The sequence below is a fragment of the Allocatelliglobosispora scoriae genome (assembly GCF_014204945.1).
GTDB classification, from domain to species: Bacteria; Actinomycetota; Actinomycetes; order Mycobacteriales; family Micromonosporaceae; genus Allocatelliglobosispora; species Allocatelliglobosispora scoriae.
Map to the genome: position 1 here is coordinate 4151061 of NZ_JACHMN010000002.1, position 15782 is coordinate 4166842.

Genomic DNA, 15782 nt, shown 5'->3' on the forward strand with positions numbered 1-15782 from the left:
AGTCTAGAAGCTCAAACGGGGTTGGCGATGATCGCGAAGGGCCGCCCGGCGACCATGGTGAGCAGCACCGATGCTCCCGTCGGCCCGGCGAGGCGGAGCTCGCGGCGCAGCTGCTCGACGTCGAGCGCCGATCCGCGCTTGAGGATCTCGACCCGGCCGACCCCGCGGTCGCGCAGCGCCGTGCGGAGCCGCTTGAGCGAGAAGGGGAGCAGCTCGTCGACGGCGAAGCAGCGGCCGAAGGGCGAGGAGACCGGTTCGTCGCTCCAGACGTAGGCGATGGTGGGGTCGCCGATCCATCCGCCGTGCGCCTGCGCGAACTCGGCGACGAGGTGCGACCGGACCACCGCGCCGTCGGGGTCGGTGATGAAGGCCCCGGGCTTCGCGACCGGCGCCTCGGCGAGGCCGCCTCCGGTGAGCTGGTGCGCGATCGTGCCGCGGATCACCGTCGCCCGGCGGGGCACCGTCGCGAGGGGGCCGCACCAGGCCGCCGCCTCCACCACCTCGCCGTCGACGCTGACGAGCTCCAGCTCGGCGCCGTGGGGGAGCAGCGCCGGATCGATGCCCGGTGCGAGCTTCAGCACGGTGATCGGCACCCGCCCGGCGAGCCCGACCACGAAGTCCCACGGCGGCGAGTATGCGGCCGGATCGAAGACCCTGCGCCCGCCGCTGCGCCGGGCCGGATCGCAGAAGGCCGCGTCGTATCCGTCGAGGTCGGCGGCGGTCGCGTCACCGTGCCGCACGTCGATCAGGCTGTCGAGCCCCAGCGTCGCGACGTTCGCGCCGGTCACGGCCGCGGTCTCGGCATCGGCCTCGATCGCGGTCACCCTGATGCCGGCCCGCGCGCAGGCCATCGCGTCGGCCCCCAACCCACAACCGAGATCGATGAGGGTACGCACACCCGCACCCCACAGCCGCTGCGCCCGTCGAGCCGCCACCACGGGCCGGGTCGCCTGCTCGAGACCGGCCCGGGTGAAGAGCAGCCGCTCGGCGTCCGGGCCGAACTTCCCGACCGCCCTGCGCCGCAGCGCGACCTGGGTCAGCGCCGCCGAGGCGAGCTCGGGATCGATGCCCTGCCCGCGCAGCCGGCTCGCCGCCGCCAGCGGATCGACCTCGCCGAGCTGATGAGCGGCGAGCAGCGCGGCGTGGCCGGCCGGTGTGGTCAGGGGAAGGGGATGCACCCGCCGATTCTCCCTGACCCGGGCACCGCGCCGACCCCCGGTCACGTTTTGCAGCAAAGCGTGGTCTCCTGGCGCAGCCAGGCCACGCTTTGCTGCAAAACGTGACCGGGGGCAGCTCAGGAAGCGTTGTGTTGGCACTCTGCTTGACGGAGTGCTAACTCCCGACATAACCTTCGCTTAGCACTCTCGAACGTCGGGTGCTAACTTCGGGTTAGCGCTCACGACCTCGTGAGGGCATTGGAATCGACCGGAACCGGCACCCGCGACGACGGGACCGATCGATAGTCAGGTTCGTTTACAAGTACCCCAGGAGGGTATGCCCGTGACTACCGCGACGAAGGTTGCGATCAAGCCGCTCGAGGACCGCATTCTGGTCCAGGCGAACGAGGCTGAGACCACCACCGCGTCGGGCCTCGTGATCCCCGACACCGCCAAGGAGAAGCCCCAGGAGGGCACCGTCATCGCTGTCGGCCCCGGCCGCTTCGACGACAACGGCAAGCGGGTTCCGCTTGACGTTCAGGTTGGCGACAAGGTCGTCTACTCGAAGTACGGCGGCACCGAGATCAAGTATGCCGGCGAGGAGTACCTGGTGCTCTCCGCCCGCGACGTCCTCGCGGTCATCGAGAAGTGACCTGCTGACGCCCCGGCACTCCACGCACGTGGAGGGCCGGGGCGTCGCTAATAGGGAGAGAAAGAATTTATGGCGAAGATCCTGAGCTTCTCGGATGACGCCCGGCACCTGCTGGAGCACGGCGTCAACGCGCTCGCCGACGTGGTCAAGGTCACCCTGGGCCCGCGCGGGCGAAACGTGGTGCTGAGCAGGTCGTTCGGCGCCCCGATGATCACCAATGATGGTGTCACCATCGCCAAAGAGATCGAGCTGAGCAACCCGTACGAGAACCTCGGTGCGGCGCTGGTCAAAGAGGTCGCCACCAAGACCAACGATGTTGCCGGCGACGGCACCACCACGGCGACCGTGCTCGCACAGGCGCTGGTCAAAGAGGGTCTGCGCAACGTGACCGCGGGCACCAACCCGATGGGCATCAAGCGCGGCATCGACCTGGCTGCCAAGGCGATCAGCGACGCGCTGCTCGCGAAGGCGACCCCGGTCGCCGACAAGCACGACATCGCGCAGGTCGCGACGATCTCGGCCCAGGACGCCACGATCGGCGAGCTCATCGCCGAGGCGATGGACCGGGTCGGCCGCGACGGCGTCATCACCGTCGAGGAGGGCTCCACCCTCACCACCGAGCTGGAGGTGACCGAGGGCCTGCAGTTCGACAAGGGCTTCATCTCCCCTCACTTCGCCTCCGACGCGGAGGCGGGCGAGGCTGTTCTCGACGACCCCTACATCCTCATCACCACCTCGAAGATCTCGTCGATCGACGAGCTGCTGCCGCTGCTGGAGAAGGTTCTCCAGACCAACCGGCCGCTGCTGATCGTCGCCGAGGACGTCGAGGGCCAGGCGCTCTCCACGCTGGTGGTCAACTCGATCCGCAAGACCGTCAAGGTCTGCGCGGTCAAGGCCCCGGCCTTCGGCGACCGCCGCAAGGCGATGCTGCAGGACCTCGCGGTGCTGACCGGCGGCGAGCTGATCGCCTCCGAGCTCGGCTACAAGCTGGACTCGGTCGGTCTGGAGTCGCTGGGCCAGGCCCGTCGCATCGTGGTCACCAAGGAGAACACCACCATCATCGAGGGTGGCGGCAAGGCTGACGAGGTCAAGGGCCGGGTCGAGCAGATCCGGGCCGAGATCGCGGCCGCCGACTCCGACTGGGACAAGGAGAAGCTCGCCGAGCGGCTCGCGAAGCTCTCCGGCGGCGTCGCCGTCATCAAGGCGGGCGCGGCGACCGAGGTCGAGATGAAGGAGCGCAAGCACCGCATCGAGGACGCGATCTCGGCGACGAAGGCGGCTGTCGACGAGGGCATCATCCCCGGCGGCGGCGCGGCGCTCGCGCAGATCGCCAACGTGCTCGACGGCAACCTGGGTCTGACCGGCGAAGAGGCGGTCGGTGTCGCGATCGTTCGCAAGGCGCTCGACGAGCCCCTGCGCTGGATCGCCCAGAACGCCGGCTTCGACGGCTACGTCGTCGTGCAGAAGGTCCGCGAGTCCGTGTGGGGCGAGGGCCTCGACGCGGCGACCGGCACCTACGTCGACCTGGTCAAGTCCGGCATCGTCGACCCGGTGAAGGTGACCCGCAACGCGGTCGTCAACGCCGCGTCGATCGCCGGTCTGCTGCTCACCACCGAGGGTCTCGTGGTGGAGAAGCCGAAGAACGCCGAGCCTGCGGGCGCCGGCGGCCACGGGCACTCGCACGGCGCCGGCGGCCACGGCCACCAGCACGGCCCGGGCTTCTGATCGACGAAGCACCAGCAACACTTCGGCCCCGGCGCTCCCTCACGAGCGCCGGGGCCGCTTGCTGTCAGATCACGACCAGCGGGGTACGCCCTTGCCGCCCGTACCCTTCGCCGACTTCGTCATCGAGCTGTTGCGGATGTAGACGAAGCACCGCATGATCCGCCGACCCTTGTCCCAGTGGGTCTTGCTGTAGGTCGAGTAGGCGTAGTCGGTCCACTGGGACCGGGCCCGGTCGAGGCTGACCCCGATGTAGCCGGCGACGAGCTTCATGCAGCGGCTGTGGATGGGCGCCCAGGAGGCGTCGGTGCCGGCCGTCGGGGCCTGGGCGGGAGTGAAGGCGAAACCGCCGACGAACTCCGTGTTGTGCTTCGCCGTGCAGCTGACGATCGGCCACTTGTCGTTCTTCATGTTCACGCAGACCGGCGTGGCGGGCTCCGCCTTCAGGCTCTTGCTCCGCGAGGCGGCGCTGTTGCTGCTGCTGTTGAAGGGGTACTGGCCGAGGTCGCAGCGGTACCAGTGGACTCCGGCAGACCAGGCGCTGTTGGTGGGGAGCGCGATGTCGATGTAGGTGTCGAGCGAGTACCACGACCGGCCCAGATACGCCGTCGCCTGCTTGTCGCACTCCGCGAATGCCGTCGCCTGTGCCGCGATCGCCGCCGGGTCCTTGGACGACAGCGACGGCGGCGACGTGAGCCGGGCCGCCGCACCGGTGAACTCGCCGACGAAGGCAGTCTCGGCGAAGTGGGTCGAGTCGCACGGCACCACGTTGTCGTCGCGGCGCGCGTCCTGCTCGAGCCAGCTCGACCGGTAGCAGTCGCCGGCCTTCGGCAGGTACGCCACCGCGGCCGGCAGGGCGGCCCATTCGTTGCCGACATCGCCGTCCGTGCCGGGCGGTGGCGACGCCGAACAGCCCGCCAGTGCCGCCATGAGTAGGGCCGCCAGAACCGCAGGCGCTCTCCGCATCCGTGTCTCCCCGGGTCATCGGCCTGGTCGGGGGTCGATCAAGCCGCTGTGGTCGCGGATTCTAGCGACTCCCCGCATCCCGTAAGACCCCGGTAAGGGGCGTCGATGTTGAGGTCTCTTACCTTCAGGCGGAGACTGATGTCATGGTGGGCAGAGGAAGAGCAGCGATCGCCGGTGTCGTGGCGGCCGCGGTCGCGTTGGGTGCGGGCGAGCTGATCGCGATCATCACCGGCGCGCAGAGCGGTCCCGTGGTGGCCGTCGGCGGCTGGATCGTCGACCACGTGCCGGAGGGCGGCAAGGAGCTGGCGATCCGGCTCTTCGGGACCTATGACAAGATCGCGCTCCAGATCGGCACCGTCATCATCCTGGCCGGGTTCGCCGCGCTCATCGGCATCCTGGCGGCGCGCCGGTTCGCCCTCGGCATCGCCGGGATCGGACTCTTCGGGGTCGTCGGCGCCGCTGCCGCGCTCACCCGGCCGCACGCCGATCCCGCCTGGGTGCTGCCGTCGCTGATCGGTGCCGGGCTCGCCGTCGTCGCCCTGAAGCGGCTGCTGCTGCTCGCCGAGACGACCGATGCGGCCCAGGCCGCCGGGCAGCCCGACGGGCGGCGCCGCTTCCTGCGTATCGCCGGGTGGACCGGGGTCGCCGCGGTCGTCGTCGGCGGTGCGGGGCGCATGTTCACCCAGCGCCGGGGTGTCGCCGAGGCGCGGGACCAGGTGACCCTGCCGGCGCCGACCAACTCGCCGCTGCCGTTGCCGGACAACACCCTGCCGGGCTATGTGACCAGCAATGACGACTTCTACCGCATCGACACCGCGCTGATCGTGCCGCAGGTCGACCCGAAGACGTGGAAGCTGCGGATCCACGGCATGGTCGAGCAGGAGATCACGATCACTTACGACGAACTGCTCGCGATGCCGATGATCGAGCGCTACATCACGATCGCCTGCGTCTCCAACGAGGTGGGTGGCGACCTCATCGGCAATGCGCGCTGGCTCGGCGTACCCGTCAAGGATCTGTTGGAGCGCGCGAAGCCGCTGCCCGGCGCGGACCAGGTGGTGAGTCGGTCCGTGGATGGCTGGACCTGCGGCAGCCCGACGGCGACGCTGATGGACGGCCGGGACGCGCTGCTCGCGGTCGGGATGAACGGCGAGCCGCTCCCGATCGACCACGGCTTTCCCGTGCGGGTGATCGTGCCGGGGCTCTACGGCTATGTCAGCGCGTGCAAGTGGATCGCCGAGTGGGAGGTCACGACCTTCAACGCCTTCGACGCCTACTGGGTGCCGCGGGGCTGGTCGGCGCAGGGGCCGATCAAGACCGAGTCCAGGATCGACACGCCGCGCGGCTCGAAGTCGGCGGGCGAGGTCGTGATCGCCGGGGTGGCGTGGGCGCAGCACCGGGGCATCGACAAGGTCGAGGTTCAGGTCGACGAGGGGCCGTGGCAGGTCGCGGAGCTGCTCGGCGCGGTCTCCGAGGACACGTGGCGGCAGTGGCGGCTGAAGTGGCAGGCGACGCCGGGGGAGCACCGGCTCACCGTGCGGGCGACGGATCGCGACGGCGTCACGCAAACGCAGGACGAGGCCCCGCCCGCCCCGGACGGAGCCACTGGCTGGCACTCCGTCCGGGTGAGCATCAAGTAACGCGGGCTATCGCTGGCTCGGCACCAGACGCGCCTCGAGGCGGCGGACGTCGACTCGGCCATGCCGGCGATCGGCGAGGTCGAGCCATCCGACGTTCTGCAGGCGCAGGCGCTCGGTCTCCGTGAAGCCGCCCCAGACGCCGTAAGGCTCTCTGGATTGAAGTGCATGTGCGGCACATTCCGCACGAACAGGACAATTGGTGCAAACCTTCTTGGCGGCTATCTCGCGACGTCCTCGTGACGAACCGCGTTCACCATCCGGGTGGAAGAACTGAGCGCTGTCGCGTCCGCGACAAGCACCCTCATGTTGCCATTCCCAGATGTCAGCGATTGGACCAGGAAGTCTGCGGACGTTGGTCATCGGACTCCTCCCGATGGCTTGAGCGTCGCAGGCGGCGCAGTGGGGTCGTTTGACCAAGTAATCCCCCGTGGGCGCGGGACTCAAACATCGGTCCTCAAGCACCGTCGGAATACGCTACTCCTCCTACGGACGGCTGTCACACGCCATCTGTCACGGTCATCCCGCCTCGCCCGATCCGGCGAGGGATCAAAGAGTTTTCGACAGTTTCCGGGGATTTCGCGTAATGATCTGGGTTTCTCGTGGTCTTCTCCGTAGAGGAGAGGGGGATAACCGTGCAGACCGTCCTCGTATGCGTCCGCTCCGTGCCGGCCGCCCAGAGTGTCGCCGCCTGTGCCCACCGTCTGGGGATCGGGTCCGCAGTGCGGACCGCGGTCACCACGACCGACGCTATCGCCCAGCTAGTCAGCCACCCTGCCGACATCATCCTGGTGGATACCGGGCTGAGTCGGCCGGACACGGTCGGCTTCACCCGAAGGGTCCTCGCGGTGGCTCCGGCCGCCACGATGGTCCTCTTCGGCTCTGAGGACCCGCAGACCGCGCGGGCCGCGATCGACGCGGGCGCGCGCGGCCTGATCGGTGGTGGCGACCATGAGGTGGTCGCCGCCGCGGCCAAGGCGCTCTTGCTGGTGATGGAGAGAATCCCAGCCGGTACGCCGGCCGGCCGCCACGTCGGCCAAGCGATGTCCACCCAGTCCCTGACGAGGCCGACCGGCCAGACATCGTCGGGTGCCTGGACCAGTGCGCCGGTCGGCAGATCGGCGCCCGGTGTCAACGGGCCGGTACGGGCGGGGTGGCCGACCCGGCCGCCGCTGCCCGGGCAGACCGGCACGTCCACGATGGTTCCCGCGCAGCGTGCCGATGCCACGCTCGACGGTGACCAGATCTCCCTGGAGACCCGGCAGCTGCCGGTGGGGCGCCCCGTGCGTTCCGTCACCCTGACCGAGCGGGAACTGCAGGTCCTGCGCGGCATGGCGGACGGGCGAAGCAATGCGGAGATCGGGCGCGAGCTCTTCGTCTCCGAGGACACCGTGAAGACCCATGCCCGCCGCCTCTTCCGCAAGCTCGGTGCTCGTGACCGGGCGCACGCGGTGGCGGCGGGTTTCCGCCAGGGTCTCGTGGTGTGACCCTGGCTCGTGGTGCGACACGTGCTGGTCGCGCCACGAACGCATGACCGATGCCGGTGTGACGCCCATCCCGCACTTGGGCGCCCCACCGGCATCGTTCTAGCTGGTGGGCTCGTCCATGCCCTCGGCCATGTCGTCGACGGCGTCGGCGTAGCCGCGGGCATATTCCCAGCTCACATAGCGTTCTGGATCCGGATCGTAGGCCGGCTCGTGCACCCGTGGGCGGCCCGAGTCGAGCAGGTGGCGCAGGTTGCCCCGCAGCAGGTCCCAGTCGAAGTAGTGCGGCTCCTGGCAGTCCTGGCAGTCGATGACCAGGCCCCGAATGCCACGCGGCCCCAGCAGCACCTGGAAGACCTCGAGCTCGCCGAGGTCGTCCATCAGGTCCTGGCGTTCCTGCTGGGTCAGCTCGTCGAACTCTTCGCCGTCGAGGGCGCCGAGGTCAGCGGCCGGGTCCGTGGGATCGCCGTGGAATGGGTCGAGCGGCTCATCGTGCACCCCTTTACGGTAGTGCCCCCCGGCCTCCGGTGGGATGTCGACCTCCGGCCGTCGGTAGGATAAGCAGGGAAAGCAAAGCTGCGCGGTGTGTCGCGCGCGCTTGCACCGGGCTCGAAGGGGATTTCATGGACCTGACCGGCGACTCGACTTTTGATTCCGACTCCGCACGCTCGATCCCGCTCGGGCTGACCTTCGACGACGTGCTGCTGCTGCCGGCCGAGTCGGACCTGATCCCGAGCCAGGTCACGACGGTGACCCGGCTCACCCGCAACGTGACCCTCCAGATCCCGCTCGTCTCCAGTGCCATGGACACGGTCACCGAGGCCCGGATGGCGATCGCGCTGGCCCGTCAGGGCGGTCTGGGCGTGCTGCACCGCAACCTCTCGGTCGAGGACCAGGTGGCGCAGGCCGATCTCGTGAAGCGCTCCGAGGCCGGCATGATCACCAATCCGGTCACCTGCTCGCCCGATGACACGCTGCGCGACGTGGACGCGCTCTGCGCCCGCTACCGGATCTCCGGCGTGCCGGTGACCGATGCCGCGGGCACGCTCGTCGGCATCGTGACCAATCGCGATATGCGCTTCGTCACCGAGCTCTCCACCCCGGTCCGCGCGATCATGACGACGACGCCGCTGATCACCGCGCCGGTCGGGGTGAGCAAGGCCGACGCGCTGGAGCTGCTGCGGACGCACAAGGTCGAGAAGCTGCCGCTCGTCGACGACGCGGGCAAGCTGCGCGGGCTGATCACGGTCAAGGACTTCACCAAGAGCGAGCAATATCCTTTCTCGGCGAAGGACCCGGCCGGCCGGCTGCGCGTCGGTGCCGCGGTCGGCGTCGGCGAGGACGGCTACAAGCGGGCCCGCGCGCTCGTCGAGGCCGGTGTCGACGTGATCATGGTGGACACCGCGCACGGGCACAACCGCGCGGTCCCCGAGCTCGTCGCCCGCCTCAAGAAGGAGACCGAGGTCGACATCGTCGGCGGCAACATCGCCACCTTCGAGGGCGCGATGGCGCTCGTCGAGGCCGGTGCCGACGCGGTCAAGGTCGGCCTGGGCCCGGGTGCCATCTGCACCACCCGGATCGTCGCCGGTGTCGGGGTCCCGCAGATCACCGCGATCATGGAAGCGGTCCGGGCGTGTCGGCGCCACGGCGTTCCGGTCATCGCCGACGGCGGCATCCAGTTCTCCGGCGACATCGCCAAGGCGATCGCGGCCGGTGCCGACACCGTCATGCTCGGCGGGCTGCTCGCCGGCTGCGAGGAGTCGCCCGGCGACCTCGTCTTCATGAACGGCAAGCAGTTCAAGGCGTACCGCGGCATGGGCTCGCTCGGTGCGATGACCGCCCGCGGTCCGGCCGCGCAGTCCTACTCCAAGGACCGCTACTTCCAGGCCGACGTCACCCAGGCGGATCGGATCATCCCCGAGGGCATCGAGGGCCAGGTGCCCTACCGCGGCACCGTGGCGGCCGTCGCGCACCAGCTCGTCGGCGGGCTGCGCCAGGCACAGTTCTACTGCGGCGCGGAGTCCATCGCGGAGCTGCAGAAGCGTGGCAAGCTCATCCGGATCACCGCGGCGGGGCTCAAGGAGAGCCATCCGCACGACATCCAGATGACCGTCGAAGCCCCCAACTACCACCGCTGAGGACACGCTAATGCGCGACATTGTGGAGATCGGCCTCGGAAAGACTGCTCAGCGGGGATACCACCTCGACGAGGTGGCGATCGTGCCGAGCCGGCGGACTCGTGACGTCGACGACGTCGCCACGACGTGGCAGTTGGATGCCTACCGGTTCGAGATTCCCTGCGTGGCCCACCCGAGCGACGCGACGATGTCCCCGGCCTCGGCGATCGCGCTGGGCCTGCTCGGCGGCCTCGGCGTGCTCAACGTCGAGGGGCTCTGGACGCGCTACGAGGACCCGACCAAGCTCCTCGCCGAGCTGCGCGCCCTCGCCGACGCCGACGAGCCGCTCACCCCGCGCCTGCAGGAGATCTACGCCGAGCCGATCAAGCCGGAGCTGATCGCCGAGCGGGTCCGCGAGATCCGCGAGGGCGGCGTGACGGTGGCGGTGCGGGTCAGCCCGCAGCACACGCTGGCGCTCGCACCGGTCATCCTCGACGCGGGCGTCGACCTGCTCGTCATCCAGGGCACCGTCGTCTCCGCCGAGCACGTCTCCACTGAGGACGAACCGCTCAACCTCAAGGAGTTCATCGCCGACCTGGACCTGCCGGTGATCGTCGGCGGCTGCACCAACTACCAGACGGCGCTGCACCTGATGCGTACCGGTGCGGCCGGCGTCATCGTCGGCATCGGCGCGGACTACCTCTCCACCAGCGACTCCGTGCTCGGGATCCGGGTGCCGATGGCGACCGCGATCGCCGATGCGGCAGCGGCCCGCCGTGACTACCTCGACGAGACCGGTGGCCGCTATGTCCACCTGATCGCCGACGGCGGCATGCACACCTCGGGCGACATCGCCAAGGCGATCGGCTGCGGTGCCGACGCCGTCATGCTCGGCGCGCCGCTGGCGCAGGTCGAGGGCGCACCTGGTGGCGGCCTCTGGTGGCACTCCTCGGCGAGCCACCCCAAGCTGCCGCGCGGCGCCATCGGGATCGTCCAGGAGCCGCTCGGCTCGCTGGAGCAGGTCCTTTATGGCCCGGCCGACGACCCGGACGGTCAGCTCAACCTCTTCGGCGGGCTCCGGCGGGCGATGGCGAAGTGCGGTTACCGCGATGTCAAGGAGTTCCAGAAGGTCGGTCTGGTCCTCGATCGAGCCTGACCGTTCCACGGGAGTCGCCCTCCTTCGGTAGCGTGTGGTCTACACGCGATGCGGGGAGGGCTCCATGGATCGACGATTCGGCGCTGCGGCGGCCTGTGCGGCGCTGATCCTGGTCGGCTGCTCGGCAGGCCGACCGATCGCGCTGCCCGATCCACCGGAGCCGCAGTCGGTCTCGTCGTCCCCGTCCGTGCCCGGCGTCGGCGACCCGGGCGTCCACGATCCCTATTTCGCTCATTACGGCAACGGCGGATACGACGTCACGGCTTACGCGCTGAAGATCAAGTATGACCCGGCCTCGGGTAACCTGACCGGCGACGTGACGATCACCGCGACCGCGAAGCAGGAGCTGCGACAGTTCAATCTGGACCTGCACGGCTTCACCATCGACAAGATCGAGATCGACAAGGCGGCCGCCACCTTCAGCCGCGCCGCCGACGAGCTGACGGTCAAGCCCGCCACCGCGATCGCGTCCGGTGCCACCTTCGCGACCCGGGTGACCTATGCGGGCATCCCGCAGCCGATCACCGGCTCGGGGCTCGGCAGCACCGGCTTCCTGAAGTCGGACGAGACGGTCTTCGTCGCGGGGCAGCCCGAGGCGGCGAGCACCTGGTTCCCGGTCAACGACCACCCCAGCGACAAGGCGCTCTACACGATCGCGATCACCGCGCCGACCGCCAGCGAGGTGATCAGCAACGGTGTCCTGGAGGGACAGGACAAGCAGCCCGGCTGGACGACCTGGCGCTGGCGCGAGGATCAGCCGATGGCGTCTTACCTGGCGACGCTCGCGATCGGCAAGTTCCGGGTCGTCGAGAGCACGCACAAGGGCAAGCCGGTGCGCATCGCCATCGCGGCCAGGATTCCGGTCGGCCAGGTCGATGAAGCGGTGGCGAAGACTCCCGAGATCTGTGACTACCTGGGCGGCTTCTTCGGCGATTACCCCTTCGACGCCTACGGCGCCATCGTCATCGACGATCCGAGGGTCGGCTTCGCACTGGAGACCCAGAGCCGCCCGATCTATGCCGCCTCGATGATCGGCGGCGGCGACCGGGGCGGGATCGTCGCCCACGAGCTGACCCACCAGTGGTTCGGCGACAGCGTCTCGATCGCCGACTGGCGCCAGATCTGGCTCAATGAGGGCTTCGCGACCTACGGCCAGTGGATGTGGGTGGAGCACGTCGGCGGCGACACGGTCGACGAGAGCTTCGAGGACAATTTCAGCAACGCGTCGAGCGCGATCTGGCAGGTCGCACCGGGGGATCCGGGGCGGACCAGGGTCTTCGACCGGTCGGTCTATTACCGGGGTGCGATGACGCTGCACGCGCTGCGGCTGACGGTCGGCGACGACAAGTTCTTCCAGATCCTCAAGACCTGGGCGGCCGAGAAGCGCAACGGCAACGCCACGACGGCCGAGTTCGTCGCGCACGCCGAGAAGATCAGCGGTGCCGAGCTGAGCGCGCTCTTCGACGCCTGGCTCTTCGGCAAGGGCCGCCCCGCGCACCCGTAGCCAAGTGGTTACCTGGCGGTAATAATGTCGCCATGCGCTACGACGTGGTGGTGATCGGGTCCGGGTTCGGTGGCAGTGTCGCCGCGCTGCGGCTCGTGGAGAAGGGCTACTCGGTCGCCGTCCTGGAAGCCGGACGCCGGTTCGCCGACGCGGACTTCGCCAAGACGAGCTGGCGGACCCGCCGGTTCCTGTGGGCGCCCGCCCTCGGCTGCTACGGCATCCAGCGGATGACACTGCTGCGCGCCGATCGAGGAGCCAAGGGCGCCGGGGTGCTGGTGCTCTCGGGTGCCGGGGTCGGCGGCGGCAGCCTCGTCTACGCCAACACGCTCTACCGCCCGCCGGCCGCGTTCTTCAACGACCCGCAGTGGAGCGGCATCACCGACTGGGCCGGCGAACTGGATCGGCACTATGACCAGGCCGAACGGATGCTGGGTGTGGTCTCCTACGACCGGATGACCGCCGCCGATGGCGTGATCAAGGCGGTCGCGGAGCGGATGGGCGTGGGGCGGACGTTCCGGTTGACGCCGGTCGGCGTACACCTGCAGGCCCCGGCGGGGCAGACGGTGCCGGACCCCTACTTCGGCGGCGCGGGACCCGAGCGGTCGGGTTGCCTGCACTGCGGCGAGTGCATGACGGGCTGCCGCCACAACGCCAAGAACACCCTGGTCAAGAACTACCTCCACCTCGCCGAGCAGGCGGGTGCCGTGATCCACCCGTATACGACGGCGAGCACCGTGCGGTCGCTGCCGGGCGGTGGCTACGCGGTCGAGGTGACCCGGACGGACGCCCGGTTCGCCAAGCGGCGCCGCGCCGTCGGGGGCGGGGTGATCGAGGCGGACCAGGTGATCTTCGCCGCCGGTGCGCTCGGTACGCAGCGACTCCTGCACCGCTCCCGCGAGGCGGGCCACCTGACCGGCCTGTCGGCCAGGCTGGGCGTGCTCACCAGGACCAACTCCGAGGCGCTCCTCGGTGCCGCCGTCGCCCGCGGTGACGCCAAGCGGCGGAACCTGGACTTCACCCACGGTGTCGCGATCACCAGCTCCTTCCACCCGGATGAGAGCACCCATGTCGAGCCGGTGCGGTACGGCAAGGGTTCCAACGTGATGGGGCTGCTGCAGACGCTCCTCGTCGACGGCGGGCCCCGGCGGAAGTGGCGGGCGTTCAAGGCGATCGTGACGCAGCCGGGGCTGACGCTGAAGGCGGTCACCGTGCGCGGCTGGTCGGAGCGGACGATCATCGCCCTGGTGATGCAGACGCTGGACAACTCGCTCACCACGGTGTGGCGTCGGGGCGGTCTGCGGGCGACCCGGGGACACGGGGAGCCCAACCCGACGTGGATCCCGGTCGGCAACGAGACGGTCCGGCAGATCGCCGACGAGATCGGCGGCTTCCCGGGCGGTTCCCTGCCGGAGGTCTTCGACGTCCCGATCACCGCGCACATCCTCGGCGGTGCCGTGATCGGTGCCTCGGCGCAGGACGGGGTCGTCGACGCCTATCACCGGGTCTTCGGGCAGCCGGGCCTGCACGTCGTGGACGGGGCGGCGGTCTGCGCCAACCTCGGCGTCAATCCATCGCTGACGATCACGGCGCAGGCGGAGCGGGCGATGTCCTTCTGGCCCAACGCCGGTGCCGACGATCCGCGACCGGCGCTCGGGTCGGCGTACACCCGGATAGAAGCGGTTGCACCGATCAATCCGCAGGTCCCCGCGGGCGCGCCCGCCGCGCTGCGCTGGGGCTCCCAGAACGGGTGACGCCTCGGGCGGTCGGTAAGGTTGGGGCGTGACTACGCCGCGCCCGGTCCTCGTCGTCGATTTCGGTGCCCAGTACGCCCAGCTCATCGCTCGCCGAGTGCGTGAGGCGAGGGTCTATTCGGAGATCGTGCCGCACTCGATGCCGGTGGCGGAGATGCTGGCGAAGAACCCCGCCGCGATCATCCTCTCGGGCGGCCCGTCCAGCGTTTACGAGGCGGGTGCACCGCAGGTCGACGCCGCGCTCTTCCAGAGTGACGTGCCGGTCTTCGGCATCTGCTACGGCTTCCAGGCGATGGCGCTGGCGCTCGGCGGCACGGTGAGCAAGACCGGGCTGCGCGAGTTCGGCGGCACGAAGATCGAGGTGGCCGACGAGGCCGGTTGCCTGCTCGGCGGCTGGTCGACGGGGCAGGACGTCTGGATGAGCCACGGCGACAGCGTGAGCGCGGCGCCGCAGGGCTTCGCCGTCACCGCATCGTCGCCGGGTGCGCCGGTCGCCGCCTTCGAGGACCTCGTCGGCAGGCGGGCCGGGGTGCAGTTCCACCCCGAGGTCGCGCACACCCGCAACGGCCAGCAGGTGCTGGAGCGCTTCCTCTACGAGATCGCCGGCATCGAGCCGACCTGGACGATGGGCAACGTGCTCGACGACCAGGTCGCGCTGATCCGCGCGCAGGTCGGCGACGCCCAGGTGATCTGCGGCCTCTCCGGCGGCGTCGACTCGGCGGTCGCCGCGGCGCTGGTGCACCGCGCGGTCGGCGACCAGCTGACCTGCGTCTTCGTCGACCACGGCCTGCTGCGGGCGGGCGAGGCCGAGCAGGTCGAGCAGGACTACGTGGCGGCGACGGGCATCAAGCTCAAGGTCGTCGACGCGGAGGAGCGCTTCCTCACCGCGCTCGCCGGGGTGACCGACCCGGAGCAGAAGCGCAAGATCATCGGGCGCGAGTTCATCCGGGTCTTCGAGGTCGCCGCGCGGGAGATCGCCGCGAGCGGTGACGTGCGGTTCCTGGTGCAGGGCACGCTCTACCCCGATGTGGTCGAGTCGGGTGGCGGCACCGGCACCGCCAACATCAAGTCGCACCACAACGTCGGCGGGCTCCCCGACGACCTCCAGTTCGCGCTGGTGGAGCCGCTGCGCACCCTCTTCAAGGACGAGGTGCGCGCGCTCGGCGCCGCGCTCGACCTGCCGGAGGCGATGGTGTGGCGGCACCCGTTCCCCGGTCCGGGCCTCGCGATCCGGATCATCGGCGAGGTCACCCGCGACCGGCTCGACGTGCTGCGCGCAGCCGATCTGATCGCCCGCGAGGAGCTGACCGCGGCGGGCCTCGACCGCGACGTGTGGCAGTTCCCGGTGGTGCTCCTCGCCGACGTGCGCTCGGTCGGCGTGCAGGGCGACGGCCGCACCTACGGCCACCCGGTGGTGCTGCGGCCGGTGAGCAGCGAGGACGCGATGACCGCCGACTGGTCCCGCCTGCCCTACGACCTGCTCGCGAAGATCTCCACGCGGATCACCAACGAGGTTCCCGAGGTCAACCGGGTGGTTCTCGACGTCACGTCGAAGCCGCCGGGCACCATCGAGTGGGAGTAGCGTGAATCACGCGAAGCGGGCGGTGTCACGTTACCGTCACTCTTCTCGGCATTA

Annotated in this window: 13 protein-coding genes; 9 read left to right on the forward strand and 4 right to left on the reverse strand. The window is 69.7% G+C overall.

Translation table 11 applies throughout. The annotated features are described in order from the left end of the window. Window positions 1-11: 11 nt before the first annotated feature. Entirely contained in the window at window positions 12-1178 is a 1167-nt protein-coding gene (locus F4553_RS24515; protein ID WP_312875335.1) for a class I SAM-dependent methyltransferase, read from the reverse strand. 322 nt (window positions 1179-1500) lie between these two features. On the opposite strand from F4553_RS24515, the gene groES reads away from it, so the two are divergent. Together groES and groL are read left to right on the forward strand one after the other, a co-directional pair. Further along, window positions 1501-1809 (forward strand): co-chaperone GroES, encoded by a 309-nt coding sequence (groES, locus tag F4553_RS24520; RefSeq protein ID WP_512698873.1) that lies wholly within the window; start codon window positions 1501-1503, stop codon window positions 1807-1809. Window positions 1810-1878: 69 nt separating this feature from the next. Then, window positions 1879-3534 (forward strand): chaperonin GroEL, encoded by a 1656-nt coding sequence (gene groL / locus F4553_RS24525; protein WP_184839683.1) that lies wholly within the window; start codon window positions 1879-1881, stop codon window positions 3532-3534. Between the two features lie 69 nt (window positions 3535-3603). Here groL and F4553_RS24530 read toward each other — a convergent pair whose 3' ends face one another. Next, window positions 3604-4497 (reverse strand): septum formation family protein, encoded by an 894-nt coding sequence (locus F4553_RS24530; RefSeq protein WP_184839685.1) that lies wholly within the window; start codon window positions 4495-4497, stop codon window positions 3604-3606. Between the two features lie 143 nt (window positions 4498-4640). Here F4553_RS24530 and F4553_RS24535 point away from each other — a divergent pair, with 143 nt between their 5' ends. Further along, window positions 4641-6137: a molybdopterin-dependent oxidoreductase gene (locus F4553_RS24535; RefSeq protein ID WP_184839687.1), complete on the forward strand. Its 1497-nt coding sequence runs from the start codon at window positions 4641-4643 to the stop codon at window positions 6135-6137. 6 nt (window positions 6138-6143) lie between these two features. Here the strand turns inward: F4553_RS24535 and F4553_RS24540 are convergent, their stop codons facing one another. Further along, a complete protein-coding gene (locus F4553_RS24540; RefSeq protein WP_184839689.1) occupies window positions 6144-6497 on the reverse strand; it encodes a WhiB family transcriptional regulator in 354 nt (117 codons plus the stop codon). A gap of 272 nt (window positions 6498-6769) precedes the next feature. Here F4553_RS24540 and F4553_RS24545 point away from each other — a divergent pair, with 272 nt between their 5' ends. Beyond that, window positions 6770-7621 (forward strand): response regulator transcription factor, encoded by an 852-nt coding sequence (locus F4553_RS24545; RefSeq protein WP_312875336.1) that lies wholly within the window; start codon window positions 6770-6772, stop codon window positions 7619-7621. A 99-nt stretch (window positions 7622-7720) separates the two neighbouring features. Here the strand turns inward: F4553_RS24545 and F4553_RS24550 are convergent, their stop codons facing one another. Then, the gene (locus tag F4553_RS24550) at window positions 7721-8116 is read right to left on the reverse strand and encodes a DUF5319 domain-containing protein (RefSeq protein ID WP_184839691.1); all 396 of its coding nucleotides are present in this window, start codon (window positions 8114-8116) and stop codon (window positions 7721-7723) included. 125 nt (window positions 8117-8241) lie between these two features. Here F4553_RS24550 and guaB point away from each other — a divergent pair, with 125 nt between their 5' ends. From guaB to guaA, 5 genes are all read left to right on the forward strand, one after another. Further along, window positions 8242-9756 (forward strand): IMP dehydrogenase, encoded by a 1515-nt coding sequence (gene guaB / locus F4553_RS24555; protein ID WP_184839693.1) that lies wholly within the window; start codon window positions 8242-8244, stop codon window positions 9754-9756. Window positions 9757-9766: 10 nt separating this feature from the next. Further along, a complete protein-coding gene (locus tag F4553_RS24560) occupies window positions 9767-10891 on the forward strand; it encodes a GuaB3 family IMP dehydrogenase-related protein (protein ID WP_184839695.1) in 1125 nt (374 codons plus the stop codon). Between the two features lie 64 nt (window positions 10892-10955). Continuing rightward, window positions 10956-12395: a M1 family metallopeptidase gene (locus tag F4553_RS24565; protein WP_184839697.1), complete on the forward strand. Its 1440-nt coding sequence runs from the start codon at window positions 10956-10958 to the stop codon at window positions 12393-12395. Between the two features lie 32 nt (window positions 12396-12427). Continuing rightward, the gene (locus F4553_RS24570; RefSeq protein WP_184839699.1) at window positions 12428-14146 is read left to right on the forward strand and encodes an FAD-dependent oxidoreductase; all 1719 of its coding nucleotides are present in this window, start codon (window positions 12428-12430) and stop codon (window positions 14144-14146) included. Window positions 14147-14174: 28 nt separating this feature from the next. Then, window positions 14175-15728, forward strand: coding sequence for a glutamine-hydrolyzing GMP synthase (gene guaA, locus F4553_RS24575; protein ID WP_184839701.1), 1554 nt, complete (start codon window positions 14175-14177; stop codon window positions 15726-15728). Window positions 15729-15782: the final 54 nt, after the last annotated feature.

Bases quoted from the DNA above. Each gene is read 5' to 3' on its own strand.
- F4553_RS24530 (WP_184839685.1), bottom strand. From the start codon at position 4,497: ATGCGGAGAGCGCCTGCGGTTCTGGCGGCCCTACTCATGGCGGCACTG.
- F4553_RS24540 (WP_184839689.1), bottom strand. From the start codon at position 6,497: ATGACCAACGTCCGCAGACTTCCTGGTCCAATCGCTGACATCTGGGAA.
- F4553_RS24570 (WP_184839699.1), top strand. From the start codon at position 12,428: ATGCGCTACGACGTGGTGGTGATCGGGTCCGGGTTCGGTGGCAGTGTC.
- groL (WP_184839683.1), top strand. From the start codon at position 1,879: ATGGCGAAGATCCTGAGCTTCTCGGATGACGCCCGGCACCTGCTGGAG.
- guaB (WP_184839693.1), top strand. From the start codon at position 8,242: ATGGACCTGACCGGCGACTCGACTTTTGATTCCGACTCCGCACGCTCG.
- F4553_RS24565 (WP_184839697.1), top strand. From the start codon at position 10,956: ATGGATCGACGATTCGGCGCTGCGGCGGCCTGTGCGGCGCTGATCCTG.
- F4553_RS24535 (WP_184839687.1), top strand. From the start codon at position 4,641: ATGGTGGGCAGAGGAAGAGCAGCGATCGCCGGTGTCGTGGCGGCCGCG.
- F4553_RS24560 (WP_184839695.1), top strand. From the start codon at position 9,767: ATGCGCGACATTGTGGAGATCGGCCTCGGAAAGACTGCTCAGCGGGGA.